At 39.8% G+C, this 24,878-nt stretch carries 24 protein-coding genes, 1 tRNA gene, 1 other RNA gene and 2 pseudogenes; 13 read left to right on the top strand and 15 right to left on the bottom strand.

Annotated elements, in window-relative coordinates; translation table 11 throughout:
* Window positions 1-23 precede the first annotated feature (23 nt).
* Genes FTU37_RS10710 through FTU37_RS10700 form a run of 3 tightly spaced genes read right to left on the bottom strand, consistent with a single transcriptional unit; the run spans window position 24 to window position 2,181 of the window.
* Complete coding sequence (locus FTU37_RS10710) at window positions 24-722, bottom strand: BON domain-containing protein (RefSeq protein ID WP_078192932.1); 699 nt, start codon at window positions 720-722, stop codon at window positions 24-26.
* A gap of 60 nt (window positions 723-782) precedes the next feature.
* A complete protein-coding gene (locus FTU37_RS10705) occupies window positions 783-1,190 on the bottom strand; it encodes a YraN family protein (RefSeq protein ID WP_180124325.1) in 408 nt (135 codons plus the stop codon).
* 46 nt (window positions 1,191-1,236) lie between these two features.
* Entirely contained in the window at window positions 1,237-2,181 is a 945-nt protein-coding gene (locus FTU37_RS10700) for a penicillin-binding protein activator (protein ID WP_180124320.1), read from the bottom strand.
* 10 nt (window positions 2,182-2,191) lie between these two features.
* On the opposite strand from FTU37_RS10700, the gene rsmI reads away from it, so the two are divergent.
* A complete protein-coding gene (gene rsmI, locus FTU37_RS10695) occupies window positions 2,192-3,034 on the top strand; it encodes a 16S rRNA (cytidine(1402)-2'-O)-methyltransferase (RefSeq protein ID WP_180124318.1) in 843 nt (280 codons plus the stop codon).
* Window positions 3,035-3,137: 103 nt separating this feature from the next.
* The gene (locus FTU37_RS10690; RefSeq protein WP_180063191.1) at window positions 3,138-3,560 is read left to right on the top strand and encodes a hypothetical protein; all 423 of its coding nucleotides are present in this window, start codon (window positions 3,138-3,140) and stop codon (window positions 3,558-3,560) included.
* Window positions 3,561-3,694: 134 nt separating this feature from the next.
* Here FTU37_RS10690 and FTU37_RS10685 read toward each other — a convergent pair whose 3' ends face one another.
* From FTU37_RS10685 to FTU37_RS10660, 6 genes are all read right to left on the bottom strand, one after another.
* Window positions 3,695-3,943 carry a hypothetical protein gene (locus FTU37_RS10685; RefSeq protein ID WP_078189169.1) on the bottom strand — a complete coding sequence of 83 codons (249 nt, stop codon included), beginning with the start codon at window positions 3,941-3,943 and terminating at the stop codon, window positions 3,695-3,697.
* A gap of 174 nt (window positions 3,944-4,117) precedes the next feature.
* The gene (locus tag FTU37_RS10680) at window positions 4,118-5,362 is read right to left on the bottom strand and encodes an FAD-dependent monooxygenase (RefSeq protein ID WP_180008938.1); all 1,245 of its coding nucleotides are present in this window, start codon (window positions 5,360-5,362) and stop codon (window positions 4,118-4,120) included.
* On the bottom strand, window positions 5,359-6,567 hold the full coding sequence (gene ubiH / locus FTU37_RS10675; protein ID WP_180063193.1) for a 2-octaprenyl-6-methoxyphenyl hydroxylase: 1,209 nt from the start codon (window positions 6,565-6,567) through the stop codon (window positions 5,359-5,361). Before ubiH ends, FTU37_RS10680 begins: the two co-directional genes overlap by 4 nt.
* Window positions 6,568-6,949: 382 nt before the next feature.
* Window positions 6,950-8,125 carry a tetratricopeptide repeat protein gene (locus FTU37_RS10670; RefSeq protein WP_168378079.1) on the bottom strand — a complete coding sequence of 392 codons (1,176 nt, stop codon included), beginning with the start codon at window positions 8,123-8,125 and terminating at the stop codon, window positions 6,950-6,952.
* A gap of 190 nt (window positions 8,126-8,315) precedes the next feature.
* Entirely contained in the window at window positions 8,316-9,650 is a 1,335-nt protein-coding gene (pepP, locus tag FTU37_RS10665) for a Xaa-Pro aminopeptidase (protein WP_168378080.1), read from the bottom strand.
* Between the two features lie 102 nt (window positions 9,651-9,752).
* A complete protein-coding gene (locus tag FTU37_RS10660; protein WP_168378081.1) occupies window positions 9,753-10,370 on the bottom strand; it encodes a UPF0149 family protein in 618 nt (205 codons plus the stop codon).
* A gap of 64 nt (window positions 10,371-10,434) precedes the next feature.
* Here FTU37_RS10660 and FTU37_RS10655 point away from each other — a divergent pair, with 64 nt between their 5' ends.
* From FTU37_RS10655 to ssrS, 3 genes are all read left to right on the top strand, one after another.
* On the top strand, window positions 10,435-10,986 hold the full coding sequence (locus FTU37_RS10655; protein ID WP_180008929.1) for a hypothetical protein: 552 nt from the start codon (window positions 10,435-10,437) through the stop codon (window positions 10,984-10,986).
* A 2-nt stretch (window positions 10,987-10,988) separates the two neighbouring features.
* Window positions 10,989-11,276, top strand: a complete 288-nt coding sequence (locus FTU37_RS10650) for a cell division protein ZapA (RefSeq protein ID WP_168378082.1) — start codon at window positions 10,989-10,991, stop codon at window positions 11,274-11,276.
* 99 nt (window positions 11,277-11,375) lie between these two features.
* Window positions 11,376-11,558, top strand: a non-coding RNA gene (gene ssrS / locus FTU37_RS10645) — 6S RNA.
* 472 nt (window positions 11,559-12,030) lie between these two features.
* Here the strand turns inward: ssrS and FTU37_RS10640 are convergent.
* Together FTU37_RS10640 and FTU37_RS10635 are read right to left on the bottom strand one after the other, a co-directional pair.
* Complete coding sequence (locus FTU37_RS10640; RefSeq protein WP_168378083.1) at window positions 12,031-12,495, bottom strand: hypothetical protein; 465 nt, start codon at window positions 12,493-12,495, stop codon at window positions 12,031-12,033.
* 90 nt (window positions 12,496-12,585) lie between these two features.
* Window positions 12,586-13,782: a YncE family protein gene (locus FTU37_RS10635; protein WP_257221007.1), complete on the bottom strand. Its 1,197-nt coding sequence runs from the start codon at window positions 13,780-13,782 to the stop codon at window positions 12,586-12,588.
* A 329-nt stretch (window positions 13,783-14,111) separates the two neighbouring features.
* Here FTU37_RS10635 and FTU37_RS16850 point away from each other — a divergent pair.
* Window positions 14,112-14,213: pseudogene (locus tag FTU37_RS16850) on the top strand (IS5/IS1182 family transposase); the annotation flags it as partial.
* A gap of 88 nt (window positions 14,214-14,301) precedes the next feature.
* Here FTU37_RS16850 and FTU37_RS10630 read toward each other — a convergent pair.
* Entirely contained in the window at window positions 14,302-15,906 is a 1,605-nt protein-coding gene (locus FTU37_RS10630) for an isocitrate lyase (protein ID WP_168378085.1), read from the bottom strand.
* A 683-nt stretch (window positions 15,907-16,589) separates the two neighbouring features.
* Between FTU37_RS10630 and FTU37_RS10625 the strand changes: the two genes are divergently transcribed.
* The 4 genes and pseudogenes from FTU37_RS10625 to FTU37_RS10610 all read left to right on the top strand — a co-directional run bounded on the left by FTU37_RS10625 (window position 16,590) and on the right by FTU37_RS10610 (window position 20,980).
* A complete protein-coding gene (locus tag FTU37_RS10625; protein ID WP_078191331.1) occupies window positions 16,590-17,582 on the top strand; it encodes a LysR family transcriptional regulator in 993 nt (330 codons plus the stop codon).
* A 129-nt stretch (window positions 17,583-17,711) separates the two neighbouring features.
* Window positions 17,712-19,040, top strand: a complete 1,329-nt coding sequence (locus tag FTU37_RS10620) for a hemolysin family protein (protein WP_078191332.1) — start codon at window positions 17,712-17,714, stop codon at window positions 19,038-19,040.
* 53 nt (window positions 19,041-19,093) lie between these two features.
* The gene (locus tag FTU37_RS10615; protein WP_180008924.1) at window positions 19,094-19,372 is read left to right on the top strand and encodes a hypothetical protein; all 279 of its coding nucleotides are present in this window, start codon (window positions 19,094-19,096) and stop codon (window positions 19,370-19,372) included.
* Window positions 19,373-19,638: 266 nt separating this feature from the next.
* Window positions 19,639-20,980: pseudogene (locus tag FTU37_RS10610) on the top strand (CitMHS family transporter).
* 97 nt (window positions 20,981-21,077) lie between these two features.
* On the opposite strand, the gene FTU37_RS10605 reads toward FTU37_RS10610, so the two are convergent.
* Window positions 21,078-21,584, bottom strand: coding sequence for a hypothetical protein (locus tag FTU37_RS10605; protein WP_078191335.1), 507 nt, complete (start codon window positions 21,582-21,584; stop codon window positions 21,078-21,080).
* 195 nt (window positions 21,585-21,779) lie between these two features.
* Here FTU37_RS10605 and FTU37_RS10600 point away from each other — a divergent pair, with 195 nt between their 5' ends.
* The 3 genes from FTU37_RS10600 (at window position 21,780) to FTU37_RS10590 (ending at window position 23,526) form a co-directional block, all read left to right on the top strand.
* Complete coding sequence (locus tag FTU37_RS10600; protein ID WP_180005427.1) at window positions 21,780-22,514, top strand: hypothetical protein; 735 nt, start codon at window positions 21,780-21,782, stop codon at window positions 22,512-22,514.
* A 169-nt stretch (window positions 22,515-22,683) separates the two neighbouring features.
* A tRNA-Leu gene (locus tag FTU37_RS10595) sits at window positions 22,684-22,769 on the top strand.
* An 88-nt stretch (window positions 22,770-22,857) separates the two neighbouring features.
* Complete coding sequence (locus FTU37_RS10590; RefSeq protein WP_180124316.1) at window positions 22,858-23,526, top strand: hypothetical protein; 669 nt, start codon at window positions 22,858-22,860, stop codon at window positions 23,524-23,526.
* A 61-nt stretch (window positions 23,527-23,587) separates the two neighbouring features.
* Here the strand turns inward: FTU37_RS10590 and FTU37_RS10585 are convergent, their stop codons facing one another.
* Complete coding sequence (locus tag FTU37_RS10585; protein ID WP_180063202.1) at window positions 23,588-23,902, bottom strand: DUF5713 family protein; 315 nt, start codon at window positions 23,900-23,902, stop codon at window positions 23,588-23,590.
* 87 nt (window positions 23,903-23,989) lie between these two features.
* Window positions 23,990-24,844, bottom strand: a complete 855-nt coding sequence (gene folP / locus FTU37_RS10580; RefSeq protein ID WP_218954661.1) for a dihydropteroate synthase — start codon at window positions 24,842-24,844, stop codon at window positions 23,990-23,992.
* Window positions 24,845-24,878 lie beyond the last annotated feature (34 nt).

Here is a 24,878-nt window from a genome sequence, read left to right as displayed (position 1 = left end):
TTTACAGCATCATTTCCGACATTTTATTGAGCATTTGGATCGACAGCATCCGGATCTATCGCTACAGGCGTTTGTACTTCAGGTTGCACATTACCTACAGCAGGTGTGGTGTAACTTGAGTTAATTGAACGTGCCTGTGGATTTGGGTTCTGATCAATATTATCGATTAAAGTGACAATTCGCGTTACATTACCCACTTGTTGCAAGATTTGATTTAAGTCTGTGATTTCCGCACTGTTTAAACGGCCCATCACATAAAGAACAGCATCTTCAGTATGAATGTGTACTTTGCTGTCAGATACCACAGGCGCTTTCATAATCAAACCACGGGTATTCGCAGTGACCGCAGTATCTTGCATGATGGTGCTATAGCTGATCTGATTACCCACTGTAATATAGTTATGTACAGTTTTGACATCACTCATTGAACGGACATTTTCTTCTGCCAATTCTTTTAAATGATTATCCGGCACTTGCCCAGTCAATAAGACATTGCCATGAAAACTTTCAATATTGACACGTGACTGTTTAAAACGAGTATCTAATTTATATAAGTTAATTTTTGCTGTTCGAACAATGGAAGAGTCAATAAAAACTTGTCCCAATGAGCGTGCGCCGCTTTCAGTTCCTACAGGTGCTGATCCTGTTCCATTCGAAATAAAGCTCGCACAGCCAGATAAACTTGCGACACAAAGCATCGTTATTGCAATACGCTTAACCACTCAGCACGACTCCTCAAATTTCCACACGTATTTTTCTATGCGTTTACACAGTTTGTTTTATCAAAGATTAATCAACTCTTGATCAAAAGTAAAAGCATTTTCAATCCATTGCTGATGATACGGGTATTTAGAAAAGTCTTGCTGTAGTGTTTTTGCAAAGTGTTGATAAAAATCAAAACAAATTGCATCAAAGCGACAATAATAATTTTGAAAATGTGACTGTTCATTTAAAAAATGCAACGCAGTCTTCATCATCTTACGTTGTTTGTGAATAGAGATACTTTCGATGGCTTGGGCATAGCGGGTATTTGAACGGGCTTTAACTTCGATAAACACCAATTCTTGTCCACGCGCAACGATCAAATCAATTTCACCATAACGACTATGATAATTCAGTTGCACTTGTACATAGCCTTGCTGCTCAACCAAACGAAGCGCTTGCCGTTCTGCCCACTGCCCAAGATTCATCTGTCCCAAATTCATCTGCTCTAAGTTTAGCTGCATCGTTTCATCCCTAAAGTGAGATCGCCACGATGCCTTTTTTACTTCGCTCATAGCAGTGAGGAACACGCTGAATATTATTTTGACTAATTCTGATTAGCCCTGTTCGCCCCTGAAACTCAATGCTTTTTAATTTCGGTTCTTGCAAATATTGTTTTGCGATATGCCATGTGTCCCCACCAAAAGCTAAAAGACGTTGATATGGCATATCTACTGGATTTTCCTCATAAGCTCGGATCAGGTCTGGCCAACGTGCGTCATGCAAGGCAGGTGCATCACAAAATTTCAGCCCTACAGGAATGGGCTTAGTGGCTTCAATCGCATTGGTGACGCTATATAGTTTTGTTTTAGGTAGTTTTTTTTGACTGTTTAACCATTCATTATTGCCCAGCAACAGTATCCCTTGATTTTTGTCTAGCTTCGTTGGGAGCTGTTCAACCACTTGAATCGGCACTGAACTTTGACTGATTAAGGACATGAGCAATAATTCATGTTCTGCCTCTGTTGCAGGCTGACGTAACACTAACACGTGCGCCAATTTGTCTTTTTCGAAGACTTTTTGGAGTGCTAAGGCATCATCACGTTTCGATAAACTGTACTGCCAGACATTGGGAATTTGGCTTGTCGTTTCATTTAAAGCCAACACGCGGACTTTAGGCTTTGCTTTTACAAGTGCTTCAACATCTTGGCGTGCTAAAGGGCCAATCACCAATTGAGTTTTTTTATTTACCTGTTGCTTCAATATCGCTGCAATTTGCTTTTGATTTGAATCTACAAACTTAATGGGCACTTTGTAGTCTGACGATTGATATGCGCTATTGAAACCTTGCTTAATACTGGATGCGGCTCGCGCCATAGGGCCAGATTCAGGTAGAATGACCAAGACGTCTGCCTGTGCAGCAGTAAACAGACTGCTTAAAAGGCAAAGACCCAAAATTTTGTTCTTATTATCCAACATGGAGAAACCTATGAGTGCTCAGTTATTTGTTGTTGCAACTCCAATCGGGCACTTAGATGATATTAGTTATCGTGCAATTGAGGTATTGAAGTCGGTTAAAATTATTGCCGCCGAGGATACACGAACTTCCGCACAATTACTTAAACATTTTAGTATCAATACACCTTTAACCGCCTGCCACGACCATAACGAAAGTAACAAAATAGACCAGCTGATTGAACGCCTCGAAAAGGGTGAAAATATGGCGCTAATCAGTGATGCAGGCACGCCATTGATCAGTGATCCTGGCTTTAAATTGGTTCGAGCTGCACAAGAAAAAAATATTCGTGTCATTCCTGTGCCAGGTGCCTGTGCTGCCATTGCTGCTCTCAGTGCTGTCGGCCTACCCAGTGACCGTTTTAGTTTCGAAGGCTTTTTACCTTCTAAACAGTCACAACGTCTTCTAGCACTGGAAAAACTGAAAGACGAAACCCAAACTATGATTATCTATGAAGCGCCGCACCGTATTGTGGATTGCCTAAAAGATATGTCGAATGTCTTTGGTGCAGATCGTCCTATGGGCTTTGCACGTGAAATTACTAAAACATTTGAAACCATTAAAAAAATGTCTTTAGGTGAATTGGTTCATTTTGTCGAATCTGATCATAATCAGCAAAAAGGCGAAATCGTTTTGGTGATTGGTGGTGCGACCGAAGAAAAAGACCTAGAGCAAGAAAAGTTAGACAAATTGCTGACACGTTTACTTCAAGATTTGTCCGTTAAAGCTGCCTCTCAGTTGGCTGCAGATTTAACTGGGATTAAAAAGAAAGTGGCCTATCAACGTGCTTTAGAGTTAACCCAAGCGAACGATTAAGCTTAATTTTTTTATTTTTAATTTGAACCGCTTATGGGACCTACGGGTTCCATAAGCTATCCCATACAATAATTTAAATAGAATGAAAAAAGTTGCTTATAACATGTCCATAAATCTGTCTGTCAAAAAACCGCTGGTGTTCATTCTCTTTAATCTGGTTTGGCTCACGGCCCTTGCACATATTATTTATACTGGCATTCAACCCTATCCACACTATATTAGTGGCGAGCAAATGACGGCCGATCATAGCGCGATTACGATGGTCTGTGGATATTGTTCCCTCTATTTTGTAGTCGGTAATTTACTCAAACTGAGCCAATTTTGGGATAGGCATCGCTATTGGGCTTATGTCGTTTTGAGTGCGGTATTACTTTTTCAATCTTTTGTCGCTGCTGTGGCGGCCATGCATGCACCGCCGTATATTGCTGCATTTATTATTAATTGTATGTTTTTGCTTTTACTGCATTTTGTGTTCTATCCTATTTACGCGATCAGTCGTAAATATATGAAGCCAAAGACGGCTTGAAGCGACTTCACATCTTATTAACGACTTAACTTCTTGAGCAAACATGCTACAGAGTTAAGAACTGAATGACATGCATCCTCGCACAAGCGAATGAAGCAAAAAAAAACACCACATGACGTGGTGTTTTTTCATTTTTAATCTTTTGCCGATTCGTCTGGAGGGACTTCGGTAATACGACCACCACGCGCTAAGAACGCAGCAACTTCATCTTCAAGCGCCTGACGTTGTTTTAGTTTTGCAGTCACTGTTAATGTTTCAGCTTCAGAGGTGTCACCATCAGAGGCAGAATCAGCTGCGTCACCTGCACCTTTTTCAGCTGCTTGTGCTTCATCTTCATCAACTACTGAATCTTCTGGATCATCATAATCGTTCATATCAGTCATTGTGTTCTCCCCGCGAATGACTTCTGTTTGCCAGCGAATGGCTGGTTTTAAATTAACAGAAATTTAGCAATCTCTGAGCATTTCGACTAGTACCCACAATCAAAAAATCGTATCTTTTTTAATCAAAATCGTAACCTTGTTTATACGACTGTCTAAAAAATATCAGACTTTGACCTAAGCTGCGTAGATTGTATCTTTTAAAATACTCAGACCATTGGCTTGAGCCATAAACGCATCTTTTAGAACAGTCTGATTTTCCACTTGTTTTAAACCAAAGTTTCGCGCCCACACCACAGGTGAAAAAGTGGTGGTTTCTAACCAACCAATCGCGGACATACTATGCATCATGGCATCGTTTTGCCCTTTACGACGGTGTTCATATCGCTTCAAACTTTGTTCATGTGCCCACACACCCCGTTTTTTATCGGTCAAAAGCACATCGCAAAGCACTGCTGCATCTAAACAACCAATATTCACGCCTTGTCCTGCAAGCGGATGAATCACATGGGCCGCATCACCAATCAACGCCAGACCATCATGCACATATTGCTGTGCTGCTCGCGCTTTCAATGGAAATTTAGCACGCGGTGTTGCTTCTAAGACCTCGCCGAGCATGTGATGGCTTTCTCGAGTGAGCAACGCAGTAAATTCCACATCGGATAAAGCGACATATTCATCGGCATAATCATCTGGCAAGGTCCACACAATGGATTGCCAATAACCGCTTTCTTCTTTTTTCAGACTCGCCATCGGCAAAAATGCCAAAGGCCCAGTTTCTAAGAAAATTTGACGCGCTACATGCTGATGCGGTTGGGCGGTTTTAATTGCACAGCTCACACCCGCCTGTTTATAGTCCAAGACATCTAGATCGATGAAAGCTTGTTCTCGGACAAATGAGTTTGCACCATCTGCTCCAACCACCAGTTTTGTTTTGAGCTGGGTACCATCTGCGAGGTGAATGATCCATACACCAACGCCACGCTCAACTCGACTTACCTTGACTTGGGTTCGGTAGTCTTCGAGTTGTTCTAGCATTTTTTCTTGAATAGCTAAATTCAAAACACTTGGTTCGACCATTGAACCTAAAGCTTGCTCAACTGATGGCGTTTGCTCTGTAGCATGGCCAAAATTGATTTCGCCATAGCCATTTTTATTCCACACCTGCATGCCTGTATAAGGCTGCTGACGAGCAAGCTTTTCCCAAACACCCACGGTCTTGAGTAAATGAATAGTGGCTTGACTGAGCGCCAAAACTCGAGGATTCGCAATACTTTTGGTTTTTTCTGCATCCAATATAGGTGCCGCATCCAATACCGTAGCCTGCACACCGCCCTGCGCCAATAACAATGCCGTTAAACCACCGACCAAGCCACCGCCGACAATCACAGCATCCAGTACATCTGTTTGATTGAAACTCATGCTTTTAGCCCCATTGCATAATTCGCGACCAAAGGCTTGATCCCCGGAATGGTGTCAAAGGCAACTAATCCTGTATTGCGAATGAGTTTTAAAATTGGATTCTGGTTGCTAAAACCACGTACAACTGAATCACAGAATTTAATCACCCGCTGCTGATCGGTCAGGCGCGATTTTTCATAATCCAGCAACATAGCCGCATCACCCAAATCTGCACCTTGGGTACTTTGCTCTGTTAAATAACGGCGCAGTACATAGGCATCACGCATACATAAGTTAAAACCCTGACCCGCCACTGGATGAATGGTATGTGCAGCATTGCCCATCAGCACTACACGGCCGACAGCTTGTTTTTCTGCAAGCACTTGGGATAATGGGAAGCTGAAACGTTTACCCGTTTTTTGGAATTTACCTGCACGGTCGCCATAGGTTTCTTGTAAGGCATCTAAGAAGTGCTGATCATTTTCATCACCCATCCACTCGCCTTCAGTTCCTTTAGGAACAGGCCAAACCACTGAGCGGCGGTATTCACCCGGAAGTGGCAATAGCGCTAACGGGCCAAGTGGACTAAAGCGCTCGAAACCGACATGAGCATGCGGTTTAGAGGTTTGCACCGTAGTGACAATCGCCACTTGGTCATAGTCATGTTCTGATGCGCCAACGCCTAGGGCTTTGCGGCAGAATGAATCACGGCCATCTGCGGCAATCACGATTTTAGATTGTAGTTTGAGCTGTTCTTCAGCACGCTGTGCTTCTATATATGCAAAGTCTGCATCTTGCGTCAGTGAAGTCACTTGTACGCCATCAATTAATTCGATTAATGGTTGTTTTTTGACTTCTGTGAGCAACACACGACCGAGCCATGCATTTTCAATGACTTGTCCAAAGCTTTCGACTTTTTCTTGTTCTGCTTTTAGTCGTGCCTTACCAAAACTGCCTTGCTCTGTAATATTCACCTCTAAAATAGGCGTGGCATGTTCTTGCAAAGCATCCCACAGACCAAGTTCTTGATAAATCTGCACCGTACGGCGTGACAAGGCGCTGTTTCGCGCATCAAAACTAGAGTGATAAGGCGCAAGGTTTGCATCATCATAATTTGGGTATTTAATGGCTTCTAAAAGTTTTACGCCAATTTTGGCTTTGGCCAACATGAGTGCCAGACTTAAACCGACCATACCACCACCGACAATGATGACTTCTTGCTGCATGCTTACTTCCTTTTTTATCAAGTATTCGAATTTAGGAAATTCACTCGAAATACATATAATCTGTAATGGATTTTATCTTACATCAAGGGCATGATTTTTTATAATGAAATACAAATTTGTTGCGGGTATTTGCACTGAATAAATACAAAATAAATCATCTCTCCCCGTAAATATTCATCTCAAAAAATAGCGAATCACTTAAAATCACAATAAAAATGACTGAGCCGATTAAATTTCCGGTTCAACCACAGATCATTTTAATTTCAAGCATCAGCTTCCTCATTCAAATGATTCACATCGCCCTTCATAAAAAGTGCCTTGTTATTCTGCCTAACTGATGTTACGCAGTAACATCAGTAATTTAAATAAGGTGCTTAGGAAGTTAAGCATTAAAATACTGGATTAATTTCTGTAATCGAATTTCTGCATCTTGATTAAAAGCATTCGCCGCTTGGTGATACCAGCGCTTTGCTATCTTTAAGTCTAGATTTACACCATTACCCAGCTCATACATTAAACCAATTTTATAGGGGGCAATTGCACAGCCTTGTTTTGCCGATTGCTTGTACAAGTTCATAGCTAGATTATAATCTTGATCAAGAATTTCGCCCTTTTCATATATTTCAGCAAGGGCCGTTCTTGCGTTTATATTTCCCTTTTCCACTGACTGATTCAGTAGATCTAAAGCAATATGAACCTCTGTTTTACATGGTTTTTTGAACAACAGCGCTGCTAACTTCAGCATCGCCGCATCATCCCCTTGATCAACCGCTTTTTGATACCATCCTTGTGCTGTTAAATCATTTTTTTCGACGCCGCATCCCATTTCATACATTTCACCCAATTTAATTTGGGCTGCAATATCCCCTCTTGATGCTAAACTTAAATAATCATCATAAGTACGCTGATTGTTATACTTAAACTTTATTTTCTTTACTGGATTATAATCACTATCAAAGATTTCAAAACCGACATAGATTTTAAAGAGTTCAATCAATAACAGCCGAACCAATTGAGTATGATAAATTAAATGATCCTTTTCGCTAAAATAATAATATTGATAATAGCTTTCCAAATCTTCATTGATCTCTTCTTTTAAACTGTTTAAATCAGTCATCCATTTTTTTTGAATTTTGCCATTTTCAACATATTCGTATAAATATCTTGTTGAAAAGTTTAACCATTCTTTTTCAAAATCTTGTATTTGCCCATCCATGTAAAGTTCATCTTCTTCCGCTTGAATGACACATCTAATTTCTGCACCCTCTTTATAAAGCGCATAGCTATAGCTTGAATTTGTGTCTGCAAAATCAAAGAATATCATCCATTTAATCGGTAACCCACTGCTCAGCAAGCTGCTCCATTTTTCAGGTTCAGTAAAAGCAAAATGCGCTAATCCGGCACTATTGATACAAACAACATGATCCGTCAGCCACTCTATATCTAATGCAGATTTTGAGTTTTCTTCAAAATAAACCAGCCAATCATTTACCAGTCTTTCTATATCCTGTTGATTGCCATTAAAGGGAATAACCACCCCAGCTTTTCTAACGCCCATAATTATGATTAAAATAAAAAATTTATACGATTAATTTTAAAAGACTTATATCTAATTTTTGTAAAAACTTAACATCAGAAAATCAACTACATTGCTAATTAACATTGTCTGTATGATTAGTATTTATATGACTGCTTATAGATAAAAAAAAGCCGATCATCTGACCGGCTTTTTTAAATACTGTATAAACTTAAGCGGCTTTCGCTTTCGCCATCAGCGCTTCAATCTCTTCTACAGATTTCACCACTGCAGCGGTTAAAACACGTGGACCATTTTGAGTTGCTACAACATCATCTTCAATACGGATACCAATACCACGCCATTTTTCATCAACAGTTTCATCATCTGGCGCAATATAAAGCCCCGGCTCAACAGTCACGACCATACCTTCTTCATAGGCACGCCATTCACCGTCTTGTTTATATGAACCAACGTCATGCACGTCCATACCGAGCCAGTGGCCTGTGCCATGCATATAGAACTGACGATAACCTTCTTTTGCGATGATTTCGTCAATATCTCCCTGCATGATGCCCAAATCAAGCAAACCTTGAACTAAAATACGCACTGCAACGTTATGCGGTTCTTTATACGAGTTGCCGATACGCACAGCATCAATCGCCGCAATTTGCGAATCGAGCACGACATTATAAAGTGCTTTTTGTTCAGGGCTGAATTTACCGTTAACAGGGAAAGTACGGGTAATGTCTGAGGCATACAGTTGATATTCACACGCTGCATCAATCAGTACCAAATCACCATCTTTCAATTCTTTGTCATTTTCCACATAGTGCAAAATACAGCCATTTTCACCACCACCAACGATGCTGTTATAGGACGGTACACAGCCATTTATACCAAAGACATAATTCAGTTCTGCTTCTAGTGCATATTCCATCATGCCCGGTTTGACTGTTTGCATGGCGCGGGTATGCGCTTCTGCTGAAATATCCGAAGCAATCTGCATCAATTCGAGTTCATCATCAGACTTATGCAAACGCATTTCATCGATAATGCGGTCCAGTTGAATGACTTGTGCAGGCGCACTTGCACCCTTACGTGATTCACCGCTTGCAGCTGCAATCCACTGCGCCACACGAGCATCAAAATTTGCTTGCTGCCCGATACGGTAAAATAATTTATCTTTATTTTGTAATTTTTCTAAAATTTCTTCGTCTAATAAATCGATAGCAAAGGCTTCATCCGCGTCATAGTCATCAATCGCGCCATCAATACCCGCACGGTAACCATTCCAAATTTCCATTTCACGGTCACGTTCACGGCAGAACAAACTATAGCTATAACCTTCTTCTTCGCTATCAAAGGTTTCAATCACTGCAACCGCTTCAGGTTCAGCAAAACCTGTTAAATAAAAGAAACTACTATCAGCACGGAATTTATAGTCGGCATCACGGTTTCGCATGGCTTCTTTGCTCGTGGCAATAATTGCGATGCTGCGTAAGCCCATTTCACCTGCAAGGATGTCACGACGTTCCTGAAAATCTGCTTGAGTTAATTTCTTCATGGATATGCTTCTTATACGTTTGGACTATGATTGATTTAATAGGATGATGAACTCCTTAGATAGAGTCCATCATCTATTAATTATTAATGCAAAAAGAATGCCTTAACTTGGACGGTGTGGAGTGAACATTTCAACCACATTGCCCGCTTGAGCCGATGAATTTTTAGCACTCAGTTGTAGCAACGGTGTTTCTGAAACATCTACTTTGGTACGTCCCATAGACAGGCTTACTGGGATTAAACGAACAAATTCGTATAATTCCTGATAGCTTTCTTCACCTTCTTCATCATCATCTGAATCTTCAAACTCAACTGAAGCGACATCTTGTAAATGCTCAATCAATTCTTGTTCATTGGTACGCAGATGTCCTGCTGCCAAACCAAAGCCAAGAACCACACCTGCACACCAGTCTGCCAAGGCTTGTACACGCTCACCCAGTAAGTGATCATCATCTGGTAATAAAGGAAGATAGTCGAGTTCATCATCTGAAAGTGAATGAGCAACATCTTCTGCTTCTTCAGTTAACAATGCCAATGCATCTTCATCTAATTCAGCTACATCAAGTGTTGCTAAAATTTGTTGCCACTCTTCACGACTCGGTGGTTGTGACACACAAACTATACCAGTGAGTAAACCATGTAACTCACTTGGGCTTGAAATTTCTTCAATTTTAGAAAAATTGTGGGACCAATCTGACCAACCTGAAATATCGTCTTGCATTCGCTTATCCAATCTCTATACTTCGTATATATTACCTTTGTTTGCAAGACTGTGCGACTACGTTATGTTAGAAGAATTACAGCGTCTCCAAGCGCATATTAGCGTTTTAAAAACGCGACTGGCGCAATTTGAAAGCGAAAATGGTGCCTTACATGATGAGAAAAACTCATCAAATGAGCAGCATCATGCTCAAATTGTACATAAGAACGGCATTATCACCTCGAAACAAGAAGAAATTGAAACACTGAATGAGCAATTAACTGATTCACGTGCTCAACTTCAACAGCTCAATACTGATGCAACTGCTTTGGCTGACCGATACAGCCGCCTCGAAAAAAGCTGTACTGATCTAAAAAATCGTTTTCAGGAAATTTTGGCAGAGCGTAATGAGTTACGTATCGTCAAAGAAAAAATGCAAAATGAACAACGTCATGCTCAGCAAGAAATTCAAGGTTTAAAGCAAGAACGTGAACGTCTGCTACAAAAAAATGAACATGCCAAGGCCAAAGTTGAAGCGATTATTCAACGTTTAGCAATTTTAGGTACTGCTCAAGATCAACATGCACAAGAAATTCAACAATTGGCACATCCGACTGAAAGTAATGAGGAAGTTTGATCATGAGTGAACAAATTGCAGTTGATTTAAAAGTTCTAGGTCATAGTTTCCGTTTAGCAACGACTTCTGACCAACAAGCAGATTTAGAACGTGCAGCGCAGCTGCTGAATGACAAATACGATGAATTTCGTCGTAAAGCGCCACGTATGGAACCAAGCAAGTTGATCATTATGGTCGCACTTGAGTTAATGCAAGAAGTCCTGTCGATGAATAAGAGTTTGCAAGAATATGCAAACTGCGAACTTTTGTTGCAAAATATTTTGGAACAAGTGGAAGAATTGACTGATTAATCGGTGGTTTAGTGATTATACTTTGCCCGATTGCTTCATTTTAAACACTTTGTCAGCGTTTGGTGATTTGCCAATAACGCTGAATTCGTTATACTGAGTACATCTCTGAGGTGTTCGCCAGCTAGGTCTAATCCCCTGCCGATACTTAAACTTATGGATGTGTTCTGTATATTCTGAGCGTATGCCCTCCTCGTGTGGGAAACCCAGCGAGTGTACGTCGCGTCCACCTTGAACTCATCGGGTTCAGGGTCACGACATTTGCAGCGGCATCTTCGGAGTGTTTATCTTCCAAGTCATTAAATGAATTTTCAGCATTCAACTCAATTCAAAAATATTCTAAAAAATTCACTATTCTATTTCTGCGCTATTCGACTCCTGTTCTTTTCTTAAAAACTGATGTTACGCACATAAAAGTAATTTCGCATTTTTAAAATAATTTTAAGCCTATTCGACGGAGTCTTACATCTAAGGATTAAATAAAGAGATTAGCCTTCGGCTGGAGATACTTTTGTTTCGGCAAAAGTACCCAAAACCATTGTCATCCGCAAAACTCGTTCACTACCGTCAAATTATTCAAAGCATCACAAAAACATTTTTGATTAGAAGTAGTCCTGTCTTAAACACTTGCGGATGACGTTACCGCGTATCGTTGTTTTATTTGAAGCAAATTGCGCTTTGATGTTACTGCGTAACATCAGTTAAAAATTTTTATTCAAGTTTGTTCACCTTCAAAAGCTGATTTAATCCGCCTTATTCAATTTTTGAGTTGTTCCAATTTAGCTTGCTGCCCATCTAAAAATCGATCCATTTCGGGAAGTATTTGGCGTAAATATTGAATAGATGAAATAGCTTCATCCACGTTCACGACGCCTTTTTCAACCAATCTGTATTGCTGCTCGAGTAAAGCGAGTACTTGATTTTGATTCGGCTGCTGCCCCTGACTCATCTGTGTGTTTATTTGCTGAAATTGTTGAAATACCTGTTCACGTTGCTGTAATAACTGGGTGTGCGTTTCATTATCTTGTCTTTCTTGTTTGGGTTTGGAACTTGAATGCTGTAAAACATTTTCCGTGGTTTGATCTGAATGTGTTTCGGACACTTTTTGTTGATCTAAAGGTAGCTGTTCATGAACCTCCTGCTGCCGTGGTTTTAAAAACTGAATCATCAACCATAAAATTAAACTAAACGTCAAACCTAAAACAATCCATTTTTTATTCATGATGCAGTCTCTAGACACCTTCTGATATTTAAAAAATTCAGAGCCGATTTGACTCTGAATTTACCTTTTTATTTAATTTTATCTAAATTATTAGTTGCCCCATCCTGCTGGCGCATAACCCAAACGAACACGCTGTGGGTGATTGCCAACTGGAACTGTGATGACTTTTTCACCTGTCGCGAAATCAATCACTGTTACTGCATCTGTCGCACTTTCAGAAATTACACAGCGTTTTCCATCTGGGCTTTGCGTTGCCCAATACGGTTTACCTGCAGCAATCAATTTCGCCGCGGTCAAAGTTTTACGATCTACTATAGTGGCATAATCATCCATGGTTCCTGCGACACACAGTTTTTCACCATCACCACTGATTGAAAGCCCATGATGGCGTGAGTCATTCACCCATTTGGTGCGATCTGAGGGAATCGTTGTACTTCCCGGAAGCTGTGCAATGCGCGTGACTTTGTCTTGATTGAGATCATATTCGACCAGACCATTAAAAAATGAGACCTGAGCATAGATTTTGGATTCATCTTTACTAAATACAATCGGTCGAACTGAGTTAGACAGATCTTTTCGTCCCACGGCATCTAAAGCAGGTCTAAAATCGATTTTTTTAAGGACTTTATAATTTTGAGCATCTGCGATCGTGATATAGCGTTTGCCTTTAGTAAAATCTTGCCAAGATGCATCCATGGCTGTTTCGACATTTCCAATGGCTGAATTTAGAATTTTAGTACCGTTGGCAAAATAGATATTTTCATGTGGTTTATCGCCCGTCGCAAAACGTCCTAATTCCTTGCCCGTGTTGATATCGAGTACATGTACAACATTCCCTGAAGATGCTGAAACAGCAACTTGTTGCCCATCGGGTGAAACCGCCATATGGTCTGCTCGAAATCCTTCAACGGGTGTGCGCCAATTGATTTTCCCCGTTGCAATGTTAATCGAGACTACATCTGCATAACTTGGGCGTGATGCAACCACCGATTTGCCATCTGGTGTGGAATACATGTCATCGACCAATTGATCATTTCCCTCTCCTGCCGTATTACGAATATAGCTATAAGCGATTAATTTTACTGGGTTGAGGTAAATTTCAGTGAGGCGTTGTTTTTTGTCGGGCACCATATTGATGACACCAACTTTCTGATAGTTTTTTGCAGGATTGATCACTGTAACCGTACCATCCCAATTATTGCCGACAAAAAAGACTTGCTGGCTATTGGGTGGAACGGGTGCAGTGGTTGTCGCTGCGAAAATAAGTGGCGACACCGTAACTGTCATACAAAGAAGTGTCCTGATCCAGAGATTTTTTTCCATTTTTATTGTCCATTCATTTGTTTTTATGCATACCTTTTGACCAAAGCCATAAGATAAGTGTCGCTTTTTTAGCGCAAAGAAAGCTTATTAAATATACAAGTGTAGATATAGCGTATTTGTTTTAATTCCGATGAGTTGTTGATTAAAGGCGCACAAACCTGCCACTAAAGGCTTCTTCAATAATGTAATATTCTATCTCTGCTCCATTCCACCACTTTTCTTTGCTTCAAATATTTCATTCAAATCTTTTCAATTTCAAAAGCTTATTTAAGAGTTGTCCCAGTTTGGCTTGCTATCTATCCAAAAAAACAATCCAGAATACATTTGCAAGACTCAAGCAGAACTATGAAAAATCAGTTGCCTTAGCTTACATATTTATTTGGCTGTCATTATGAAATATCAACAGAACCTAAATTCAACACGATTTTAAGGCCATAAAAAAACCCAGCTTTCGCTGGGCTTTTTTTCGAATCAGTTCAATGCTTAGTGAGCAGCGAATTGGTTCATTGTGTTTTTCGCATCGTCACCCGCTTTAAGCGCGTTGTCACCAGCGAAGATTTCTTTGTGGTCGTCACCGATGTCAGAACCAGCCATTGCTTGGTGTTTAACACAAGAAATCGTACCGCGGATTTCTTTACGTTGAACGCCAGCTACATAAGCAAGCATACCTTGGTCGCCGAAGTAACCTTGAGCAAGCTCGTGAGTAGAAAGAGCAGCTGTATGGTAAGTCGGAAGTGTGATCAAGTGATGGAACACGCCCGCTTCACGAGAAGCATCAGCTTGGAACGTACGAACTTTTTCGTCAGCTTCAGCAGCTAATTCAGAGTTATCGTATTCAGCGCTCATTAGTTTAGCACGGTCGTAAGCAGAAACGTCTTTACCTTCAGCAACCCAACGGTCGTAAGCTTGTTGACGGAAGTTTAAAGTCCAGTTGAATGAAGGCGAGTTGTTATAAACAAGTTTCGCATTTGGAACTGTTTCTTTAACACGGTTAACCATGTGAGCGATTTCTTCAACGTTTGGAGTCGCAGTTTCGATCCAAAGAAGGTCAGCACCATTTTGAAGGCTAGATACACAGTCAAGTACAACGCGGTCAATTTGCGTGTCTGGACGGAACTGGTACAAGCCAGAAGCAAGACGTTTTGGACGGTGAAGTTTACCGTTACGCTTGATTAGGATTTCGTCTTCTTGAGCTTCTGAAATGTCAATTTCAGTTGTGTCTAAGTAGCTGATGTATTGAGAAGCGATGTCGCCTGGCTCTTTAACCACTGGGATTTTTTGAGTCAAGTCAGCGCCTTCAGAGTCAGTACGAGCAACGATGATACCGTCATCAAGACCCATTTCTAAGAATGCATAGCGAAGAGCGTGGATTTTCGCGATGAAGTCTTCGTGTGGAACTGTAACTTTACCAGCTTGGTGACCACATTGTTTAGCGTCAGATACTTGGTTTTCGATTTGAAGTGCACAAGCACCCGCTTCGATCATTTTCTTAGCTAGTAAGTAAGTCGCTTCTTCGTTACCGAAACCAGCGTCGATGTCAGCAATAATTGGCACAACGTGAGTTTGGAAACCGTCGATTTGAGCAGTGATTTCAGCAGCTTTAGCAGTATCACCAGCTTCGTTTGCTTTTTTAAGCGCACGGAACAAGTCGTTTAATTCTTTCGCGTCAGCTTGACGTAGGAAAGTGTAGATTTCTTCGATCAATGCAGGTACTGAAGTTTTTTCGTGCATAGATTGGTCAGGAAGTGGACCGAATTCTGAACGAAGAGCTGCAACCATCCAACCTGAAAGGTAGATATAGCGACGTTCAGTTGTACCGAAGTATTTTTTGTTCGCAATCATTTTTTGTTGTGCGATGAAACCGTGCCAGCAACCTAATGATTGAGTGTATTTGCTAGAATCAGCATCATAAGCAGCCATATCACGACGCATAATAGCAGCTGTATATTTCGCAATGTCTAAACCAGTTTTGAAACGGTTTTGCATTTGCATACGTGCAGCATCTTCTGGGCTAATATCGCGCCAAGTGCTTCCGAATTTTGCTTTTAATTCACGGATTGCATCAATCGCTGTTAAGTATGTAGACATGATATGTTCCTGTAATAATATTAGGATTTTTCTGCAACGTAAGGCTAAAATCATACCCTCGAATGATTGTTCAGATTTAGAACACTTCGTTGCGATAGACACAGAGTAGATTGACTAAAAAAATTAATCCAATATTCTGCATTAATTTTCAGTATTTATTTAAAAAATATGTAGATTAAAGTCGTATTATAATAATTAACCAACATTTATAAGTATTTGTATTTAAATACTTTTATTAAAATATTTTGCTAATTTTTTTGTCTATTTTTCAAACATTTTGATGAATTATTCTTCATTAGACTTAAGTCGACTGAGCATTCACTTTTAAAAAAAACAGCATTTTTTACGCCATTTTTGCCCAAATTCACCAAGCTAAATACTTGGTTATTCTGTCTTCAAATGATCATGTAAATGAGATATTTCATCTAATTTTTTTGTTTTATGAACATCACATCGCATAAACAAAATTGCTCCGTATTTTTATTTCACTCACTTAAAAATATCGGTCTAAACAGATAATAAGTATTTAAGAAATATGTGCTGGCACTTCAGCAAATTTGTCTTAAAACTGCCGAATTTTAGTACAAAAGTACACGTCATTTTTTCATCCATTTTTTACACAAGCCTTAGTAGTTATGGCATAATCAGATAAATTTCATGATTTTATTGTCGGTATTTATTTTATGAATCTGGAGCGGGTCGATCTCAATCTATTAATTTATCTTGATGTACTTCTTCGTGAAAAAAACGTGACTCGTGCTGCCGAGCAACTGGGTGTAACTCAGCCTGCGATGAGTAATATTTTACGTCGTTTACGCAACTTATTTAATGATCCACTTCTTATTCGTTCTTCAGAAGGTATGACACCTACAGAACGTGCACTTGAATTACAGCCACGTATCCGTGATGCACTTTCTGACCTTTCGATGATTTTGGAACCCCGTACCGAGTTCCGACCTTACACTTCAAATCGTGTCTTCCGCATCATGACTTCAGATTATGCTGAAGCAACACTGGTACCGCGCCTAGTAAAAGCTTTGCGCTCCGAAGCACCCAATGTGGTTCTGGACTTTTTAACACCAAGTGATGTGTCTTATCGAGATATGGAACAAGGTAAAGTCGACTTGGCGATTAACCGCTTTAATGAAATTCCGCAAAGTTTCCACCAAGTATTGGTCTGGCGTGACAGTTTTTCATGCCTTTTAAATGCCAAGCACCCTGCTGCAAATAATTTAAACCTGAAGAGCTATCTAGATGCACAACACATTTGGGTGTCTAAAACAGGTATGGGTGTTGGATTTGGTGTCAATCCTGAAAAACAAGCGGGTCTTGGTTGGATTGATCAAGCCTTAGAACGTATTGGCCAAAAACGTAAAATTTCAGTTTTCACCCGTCATTATCAAATGCCAGGCTTATTGGCATCGAATGTTGACTTAGTTGCGACTCTGCCAAGCCGTATTGCTCGCCTTCAAGCTAAAAGTCAAAACCTATTACTTCGTGATCCTCCATTCTATATTCCTGAATTTGAATTAAAAATGGCGTGGTGTCCGTTACTTCATCATCACCCTGCTCATCGCTGGTTACGTCAACTTATTTTGTATGTTGCACGTCAAATGATTGAAGAAGAAAACCGCGAATACTTAATGAATAACTCTCAGTTTTCACAGTATCAGTAATTAGTTCTTTAATTCCTTATTAATTCAAACGTATACTGTCACTATATAGGTAGTAGTTAAGACTACTACCTTGCCCATTTTTGTGTTAGAAATACAGAAAAATAGAATGAATCACAAACAGGTGTATTCGTGAGCCTTTTCCAAAATATTGTCATTATTATTCTCCTGATCGTCGGTGCGGGTTTTCTATCCTTAACAGAAATTGCCCTTGCGGGTGCACGAAAAGTAAAGCTTAAAATTTTGGCTGAATCTGGAGATTCACGTGCACAACGTGTGCTTGACTTACAAGCCAACTCAGCAGACTTTTTCGCCGCATCACAAATTGGCTTAAATGCCGTGGCAATTCTTGGCGGTATTTTGGGTGAAGGTGCATTTCGTCCTTATTTCATAACCTTAGTGACCCGTTTTTATCAGGGCCCGTGGACTGAAACCATAGGATTCACCCTGTCGTTTACTTTAGTCACCTCCTTATTCATTCTATTTGCTGATTTGATGCCAAAACGTTTGGCGATGATCGCACCTGAAAAAATCGCCGTTGCTGTTGTAGACCCGATTCAAATCTTCATTAAAGTGTGTAAACCAATGGCATGGGTGATTAATGCCATTGCCAATTTGTTGTTTCGTTTATTCAAAGTGAATACAACACGTGATGACAATATTACCTTTGACGATATTTCAGCCGTGATGGATGCCGGTGCTCAAGCTGGTGTACTACAAAAGCAAGAACACCACTTTATTGAAAACGTATTTGAACTGGAAGAACGTAATGTCCCTTCAAGTATGACTACACGTGAAAATGTGGTGTACTTTACCCTAAAAGAATCAGAAGCCAGTATTCGTCAAAAACTCGCAGAATTTCCGTATTCGAAGTTTTTGGTCTGTAGTGAAAATATTGATGACGTGATTGGTTATGTAGATGCCAAAGATATTTTGGTTCGTATCTTGAACAATCAGTCACTTTTACAACTCAACGAAAATACCATTCGTAATGTCCTCACGATTCCAGATACTTTAACACTGTCCGAATTACTCGATCGTTTCCGTTCAACCAAAGAAAAATTTGCCGTAGTAATTAACGAATATGCGTTGGTTGTCGGCGTTATTACCCTCTCCGACATTATGATTACCGTGATGGGCGACTGGGTAACACCGATTGAAGCAGAACAACAAATTATTAAACGTGATGCGGATTCTTGGCTTATCGATGGCAGTACACCAATCGAAGATTTAAAGCATGCCCTCGCTTTAGATGAAATGCCCGATGAAGAAAACTATGAAACCCTTGCGGGCTTTATGATGTTTAAACTGCGTAAAATTCCACGTCCAGCGGACTTTGTCACCTATCATGGCTACAAATTTGAAGTTGTGGATGTAGACCACTTTAAAATTGACCAATTATTAGTGACCCGCTTACAACAGGCTGAAACTGAACTAGATACACCAGAAGAATCGGATTAATTCGATTCTTTTTTTTCTAAAACAATAAAATATAAATACGATGGAATACGAAGATGTCTTTTTCACTTAAAGCGATTTTGACTTGCTTTAGTTTTTATACTGGGGCTTATCTAATCTATTATTTTTTCAAAGCTCATCCACAACCTTTATTTCTATTGCTCGGTGTTGCACTGATCGTCACTGCTTGGTTTTTAACACCTTATCCTTATGAACGCGGCAGACAACATTTTGACGAAACTATGCGTTTTGGTCTGTTTTTTTATAATCCCTTAATTTTTTGGTTCCGATTTTTTAGTTGGCCGATTCGGACGCTACTGTCTATTTTTGCTTAAGCGCACTTATTGTGATCAAACTGAATCTACACGCACTTACAGTTCTCTACAGATGTTGAATATATGTAAACAGACCACTTTTTTTGAATAAAAATTAAAATAAATCGAAGAACTACCCCTCCTTAATACCTTCATTATTAATGACTATTTTTCATCAAAATAGTGATGTATTTCACATTTTCTCACCTTTGTTTTGACTGATGAATTTTCTCTTTATGCTCTGCCCTTGGATTTAAAAACAGCTTTATATTTCAAAGGAATGAACCATGTTAACCGTACTCGGTTTGGGCATGATCTTGTGCTTTATGTATTTGATCATGTCGAAACGCTTAAGCCCACTTGTCGCACTGACTTTAATTCCCCTACTTTTTGCCTTGATTGCGTGGTTACTTGGTTTTTTTTTTGACAGCTTGTCACACATACAAATAAATGAAATTGGCGAAATGATGATAGAAGGTGTAAAAAAACTTGCACCGACTGGCATCATGCTGCTTTTTGCGATTCTGTATTTTGCCATCATGATTGATACAGGTTTGTTCGACCCTTAGGTGAAATTTATTTTAAAAATGGTCAAAGGTGATCCGTTAAAAGTTGTCCTTGGAACCATTACCCTGACGTTAATTGTCTCTTTGGATGGAGATGGTTCTACAACCTATATGATCTGTGTTGCTGCCATGCTGCCACTCTATAAGCGCTTAGGTATGAGCCCATTGATTATGGCATGTTTGATTATGCTCTCTAGCGGCATTATGAACCTTACGCCATGGGGTGGGCCTACAGCCCGCGCCGCCAGCGCGCTTCATGTCGACCCAAGTGATGTATTTGTTCCGATGGTTTTACCGATGCTATTTGCCATCAGCTGGTTGTACTTCTTAGGAACGATGTATGGTCGCATGGAAAGAAAGCGTCTGGGAATTGTCCAATTGGATATCAGTCATGGTGAAAACATTCAAATCTCAGATAATCCAGAAGCCAACCGCGCAGATCTACGTTGGTTTAATGCACTGTTAACCGTCGTTCTGATGATTTGTCTGGTTTTTAGTATTTTACCTATGTCTATTTTATTCATGGTGGCTTTATGTATTGCGCTAGTCGTCAACTACAAAAATGTCGACTTGCAGAAAAAGTTAATCGCACATCATGCAGGTAGTGCTTTAAACGTGGTCGGCATCATTTTTGCTGCAGGTATTTTTACCGGAATTTTAGCTGGAACAGGCATGGTAGAAGCCATGTCCAAACAACTTGTGGCAATTATCCCTGAAAGTATGGGTCCCTATTTAGCACCGATTACCGCTGTCATCAGTATGCCGATGACTTTCTTTATGTCGAATGATGCTTTCTATTTTGGGGGTTTTGCCAATTCTTTCAGATGCAGCAGCTCATTATGGAATTGCACCTGTAGAAATGGCACGTGCCTCCATCGTAGGGCAACCTGTACACCTACTCTCTCCACTTGTCCCTTCGACCTATTTACTCTGTGGACTTGCGGGTATCGAGTTTGGACAACATCAGAAATTTACCATTATCTGGGCTGTAATCACGTGTTTTGTCATGTTAGCAGCAGGTCTGATCTTTGGAATGTTTCCGTTTTATTCGAGCTTAACTTAAAAAGTTAAAGATAAAAAAAGCACCATCAGGTGCTTTTTTTATGCTTAACAATAATGAACCAGCCAGTGTTTTACACTCACAGGTTCATTTGTAGTGATTAATGCTTTGAAATTAATGCTTCTAGAACTGCTTCATAATGAATACGAATGTCATCTTCTAAAATTTTATAGACATTGTCGAATTGCACCATTGGCCAGCCTTCTTTCCAAAATGGGAAAATGTTATGCAGGTCATGAGTCACCGTTGCGTCTTCACGTACAATCGCTTGTGCAACTTGTGACAGTACTTGTGCAGTTTCGGCACCATCAATCGCTAAATAATCGATACCACGAACTTTCAAAATACGGATACGATCTTTTTTGTAGCGTATTTTTTTACTTTGGCCTTCATTTAAGCCTAAAGCCAAAGTCACAGCTTCAACAAATTTATCTTCAAATGCTTGATTTAATTTTACCAAAGCTTGTTTGTGTGCTTCTTGACGACCAGCTTTTCCCCCACTACGAATCACTTCATTTGCTTCAGTATTTAAAACATCTGATTTCATCGACTGAAGAATGTCTAGAATTTCGATATCGCTTAATGTTTCAGGAGAATGATCAGTCATAAACTGCCTATAAAAACTTAATATTCAATAAGTATGTATTTTCGCATAAAAGCAGCATGAAAACTGCGACCTTCGCTATAGAAATTGCGTTTTCTCTTATAATGTTCAGATATACAACATGATTTAGAAAAAAATTATGTCAAAAATATCGAAATCAACTATATTACTTTCACGCTTTAATACTAACGTCACAATATGGCTCAAAAGAAACAGGCTGCGCTTTACCTTCAACAACTGAAACAGCAATATCCAGCAGCCTTTAAACATAATTATTTATTTTATAGCCAACTGAAAACTCAAGGCATTTTAGACGAACTCAAAGAGCTTATTCCTTGGGTTTTGGCGGCGATGATTTTTATTTCTTTGAGCATGAGTATTGGACATGCAGTGCAACTGTATTTTCCAGAAATGAGTGAGTTTCGAGCTCATGGTATTGCTGTACTGAGTATTATGCTGTTTTTCATGCTGGTTGTACCCTTAGTCATCAAGCAAATCAAGCACAGTTCAATGTCACTGTATCAAAGTTTGAAGAATACGCCGTTCAGACTTGCGATCGTGATTTTATTACAGTTACTCAATATCGCCTTTTTACAAAGCACCTTTGTTCAATCTGTATTGTTCTTTTTCGCCATGAGTTTCGGCTTTGTGCGTTTTTATAAAGAAAATCTATTCAAAGGTGGAAGTAACACGCAAGAATACTATTTTCTGCAAGAAACACGTCGTATTGCTTATTGGTCGTATAAACAAATGCTTAAAGCAAAATTACGTTTGTCGCTCAGTAATCCGAATCAGGCAAATCATAAACAGTTATCTGAGCGCTTTACCCTGTTCCAAAATTTGCACATACAAATGCTGCATCAGGAAAATCAGCTATGTAAAAAGCTAAAGCACCAAAATGTTGAACATTATCTTGATGAGTTAATGAAATAAGCTGGCATTGATATAGTGCAAAAAACTTTAAATCACTGCTCAAAAAGTCATTCAATACATCGCTATTTTTGAATATTTTCAACTTATATGCATGAATTGATTGATTTTAAAACAAACACCATCAAATACTCTTGCCAAGCTTCATTTCGTACTCTATTATTGCGCACATGCCCGAGTGGTGAAATCGGTAGACACAGGGGATTTAAAATCCCCCGCCCACAAAGCGTGCCAGTTCGAGTCTGGCCTCGGGCACCATTCTTATACCTCTAAGATTGGTGCAATAAAAGATCCAGCAATTTGCTGGTTTTTTTATGCCTAAAATTTATAAATCTATTATTATTCAATGCCAATATCTTCAGATTTTGATCTCCCTGCACTACAGCTCAAACATCCCGATGCCTTTTATCAACGGTTGCTGTTTGCGCATTTTAAAATCATCAATCTCACGCCCACTGCACCCGTTTTAATCTTTAGCTTTTGCCTGATACTTTTAATCTCTCTTGGCAGCGCTGTACTTGGGCATATACTTTCAACAGCACTTTCAATTCACGACCCAAACATGGCGTTTAATCTTGGTATATTGATTATTCTTGCTTTGATCTATTGCTATGTTTGGTATGCACATTATCAAGCAAGTTTTAGCAGCAAGTCCGCAGTTCAACGCCTGCAAATACAACTATATCTCCTTGGCGGATTAACACTTATCCTCGCTATAAACTTTAAGTATCTACAAGCAGATGTATTAAACCTCATCAGTCTCTGCGGACTTTTTTTCAGTCTGTTTTTATGTGTATTTACTGAATTATTTTATAAACCTGAAAGCAGCGCCATTGAACGGGTAAAACTACAAAAGCTTCGCCAACTGGCATTTTGGTCTTATCAACAATCCTTAAAACAAAAAGTGCATCAAACGTATTTCTACACACTACACTTACAAGCCATGCAAGAAGAACAGAAACTATCAGCATCGATCAAATCATCGTTTAAAGATTTTATAGACAATGCTGAATAATTTTATAAATCCCTAGACACAAAAAAGCCCTGTCACTACAGGGCTTTTATTTAAAGTTCAATTACCATTCTCGGTTAGCAACCAACTCTTCCATTTCAATTTCCATATGACCTTCATCTTGCAGCACCATCATCATGGCTTCTGCAATATAATCTGCAGCCGTATCATCCAAAGACGAATCTAAATCTTCAAATTGAGGTTTCATCTTATTGAGCTGTGCAACCGTTTCATTGGCAAAATGGTAGATATCAGTTGAACTTAAATCTGCTTTTGCAATTTTCTTCGCAAATTGAACAACCAATAACTTCACCTCTGCAACCAACACATCTGGGTAATATTCATCATCAAACATGGGTAGCAGTAAATCTGCAAACATACGAAACTCTATCACAAAACATTCAGGGCGCTTATATAACACAAATACTACAATTCACCAAATTTATTGGGATTCAGTATTTTCAAATCACACTGCATTCTGCATGGCTTGCCAAACACGTATCGCATCTACCGTCGCTTTGACGTCATGTGCGCGAACCATACATGCACCTTGTTGAATGCTGAGTAGATGCGCTGCAACCGAGCCTACAGCGCGATTTTGTGCATCTGCACCGCCAAGTGCTTCACCGATAAAACGCTTACGTGATAATGCAGACAGGATCGGATAGCCCATGTCATTCAATTGATAGAATTGCTGTAAAAGCTTTAAGTTTTGCTGCGCATTTTTAGCAAAACCAAAACCCGGATCAATCATAATATTTTCTGCACGCACGCCTGCGTCCAATGCATTTTGCACGCGTTGCTTTAATTCATCAATGACATCAGCCACAACATCTTGATACTGATCTAGATTATTCATCGTGGTGGGTTCGCCGCGCATATGCATAATGATCACTGGAATATCCAGTTTTGCAGCGGTTTCTAAGGCATTCGGCCGAGTTAATGCACGTACATCATTCCAGATATGCGCACCTGCCTGAACCGCTGCCTCAATCACCTCAGGCTGTGAGGTATCGATAGAAATCACTACATTGTGTTTAGTTAAGGCTTCAACGACGGGTACGACCCGTCGAATTTCTTCTTCAACCTCAACAACAGATGCACCCGGACGTGTTGACTCACCACCGACATCAATCACTGTCGCGCCATCCACTATCATTTGTAAGGCATGTGCTATAGCTTGGTCTTTACCATTGTGTTTGCCACCATCACTGAAAGAGTCCGGTGTGACATTTAAAATCCCCATCACATGTGGCTCTGACAAATCTAATTGCAAATTACCACAGTTTAAAATTTTATTAGGCAAAGACACCAACTTCATAGTACACATCCCAGATTTTGCTGCGCTTATTTTA

Origin of the sequence: Acinetobacter sp. YH12097 (assembly GCF_013419225.1) — a bacterium.
GTDB classification, from domain to species: domain Bacteria; phylum Pseudomonadota; class Gammaproteobacteria; order Pseudomonadales; family Moraxellaceae; genus Acinetobacter; species Acinetobacter amyesii.
The sequence above is the reverse complement of the archived record's forward strand: the minus strand, read 5'-3'. Positions and strand labels throughout refer to the sequence as shown.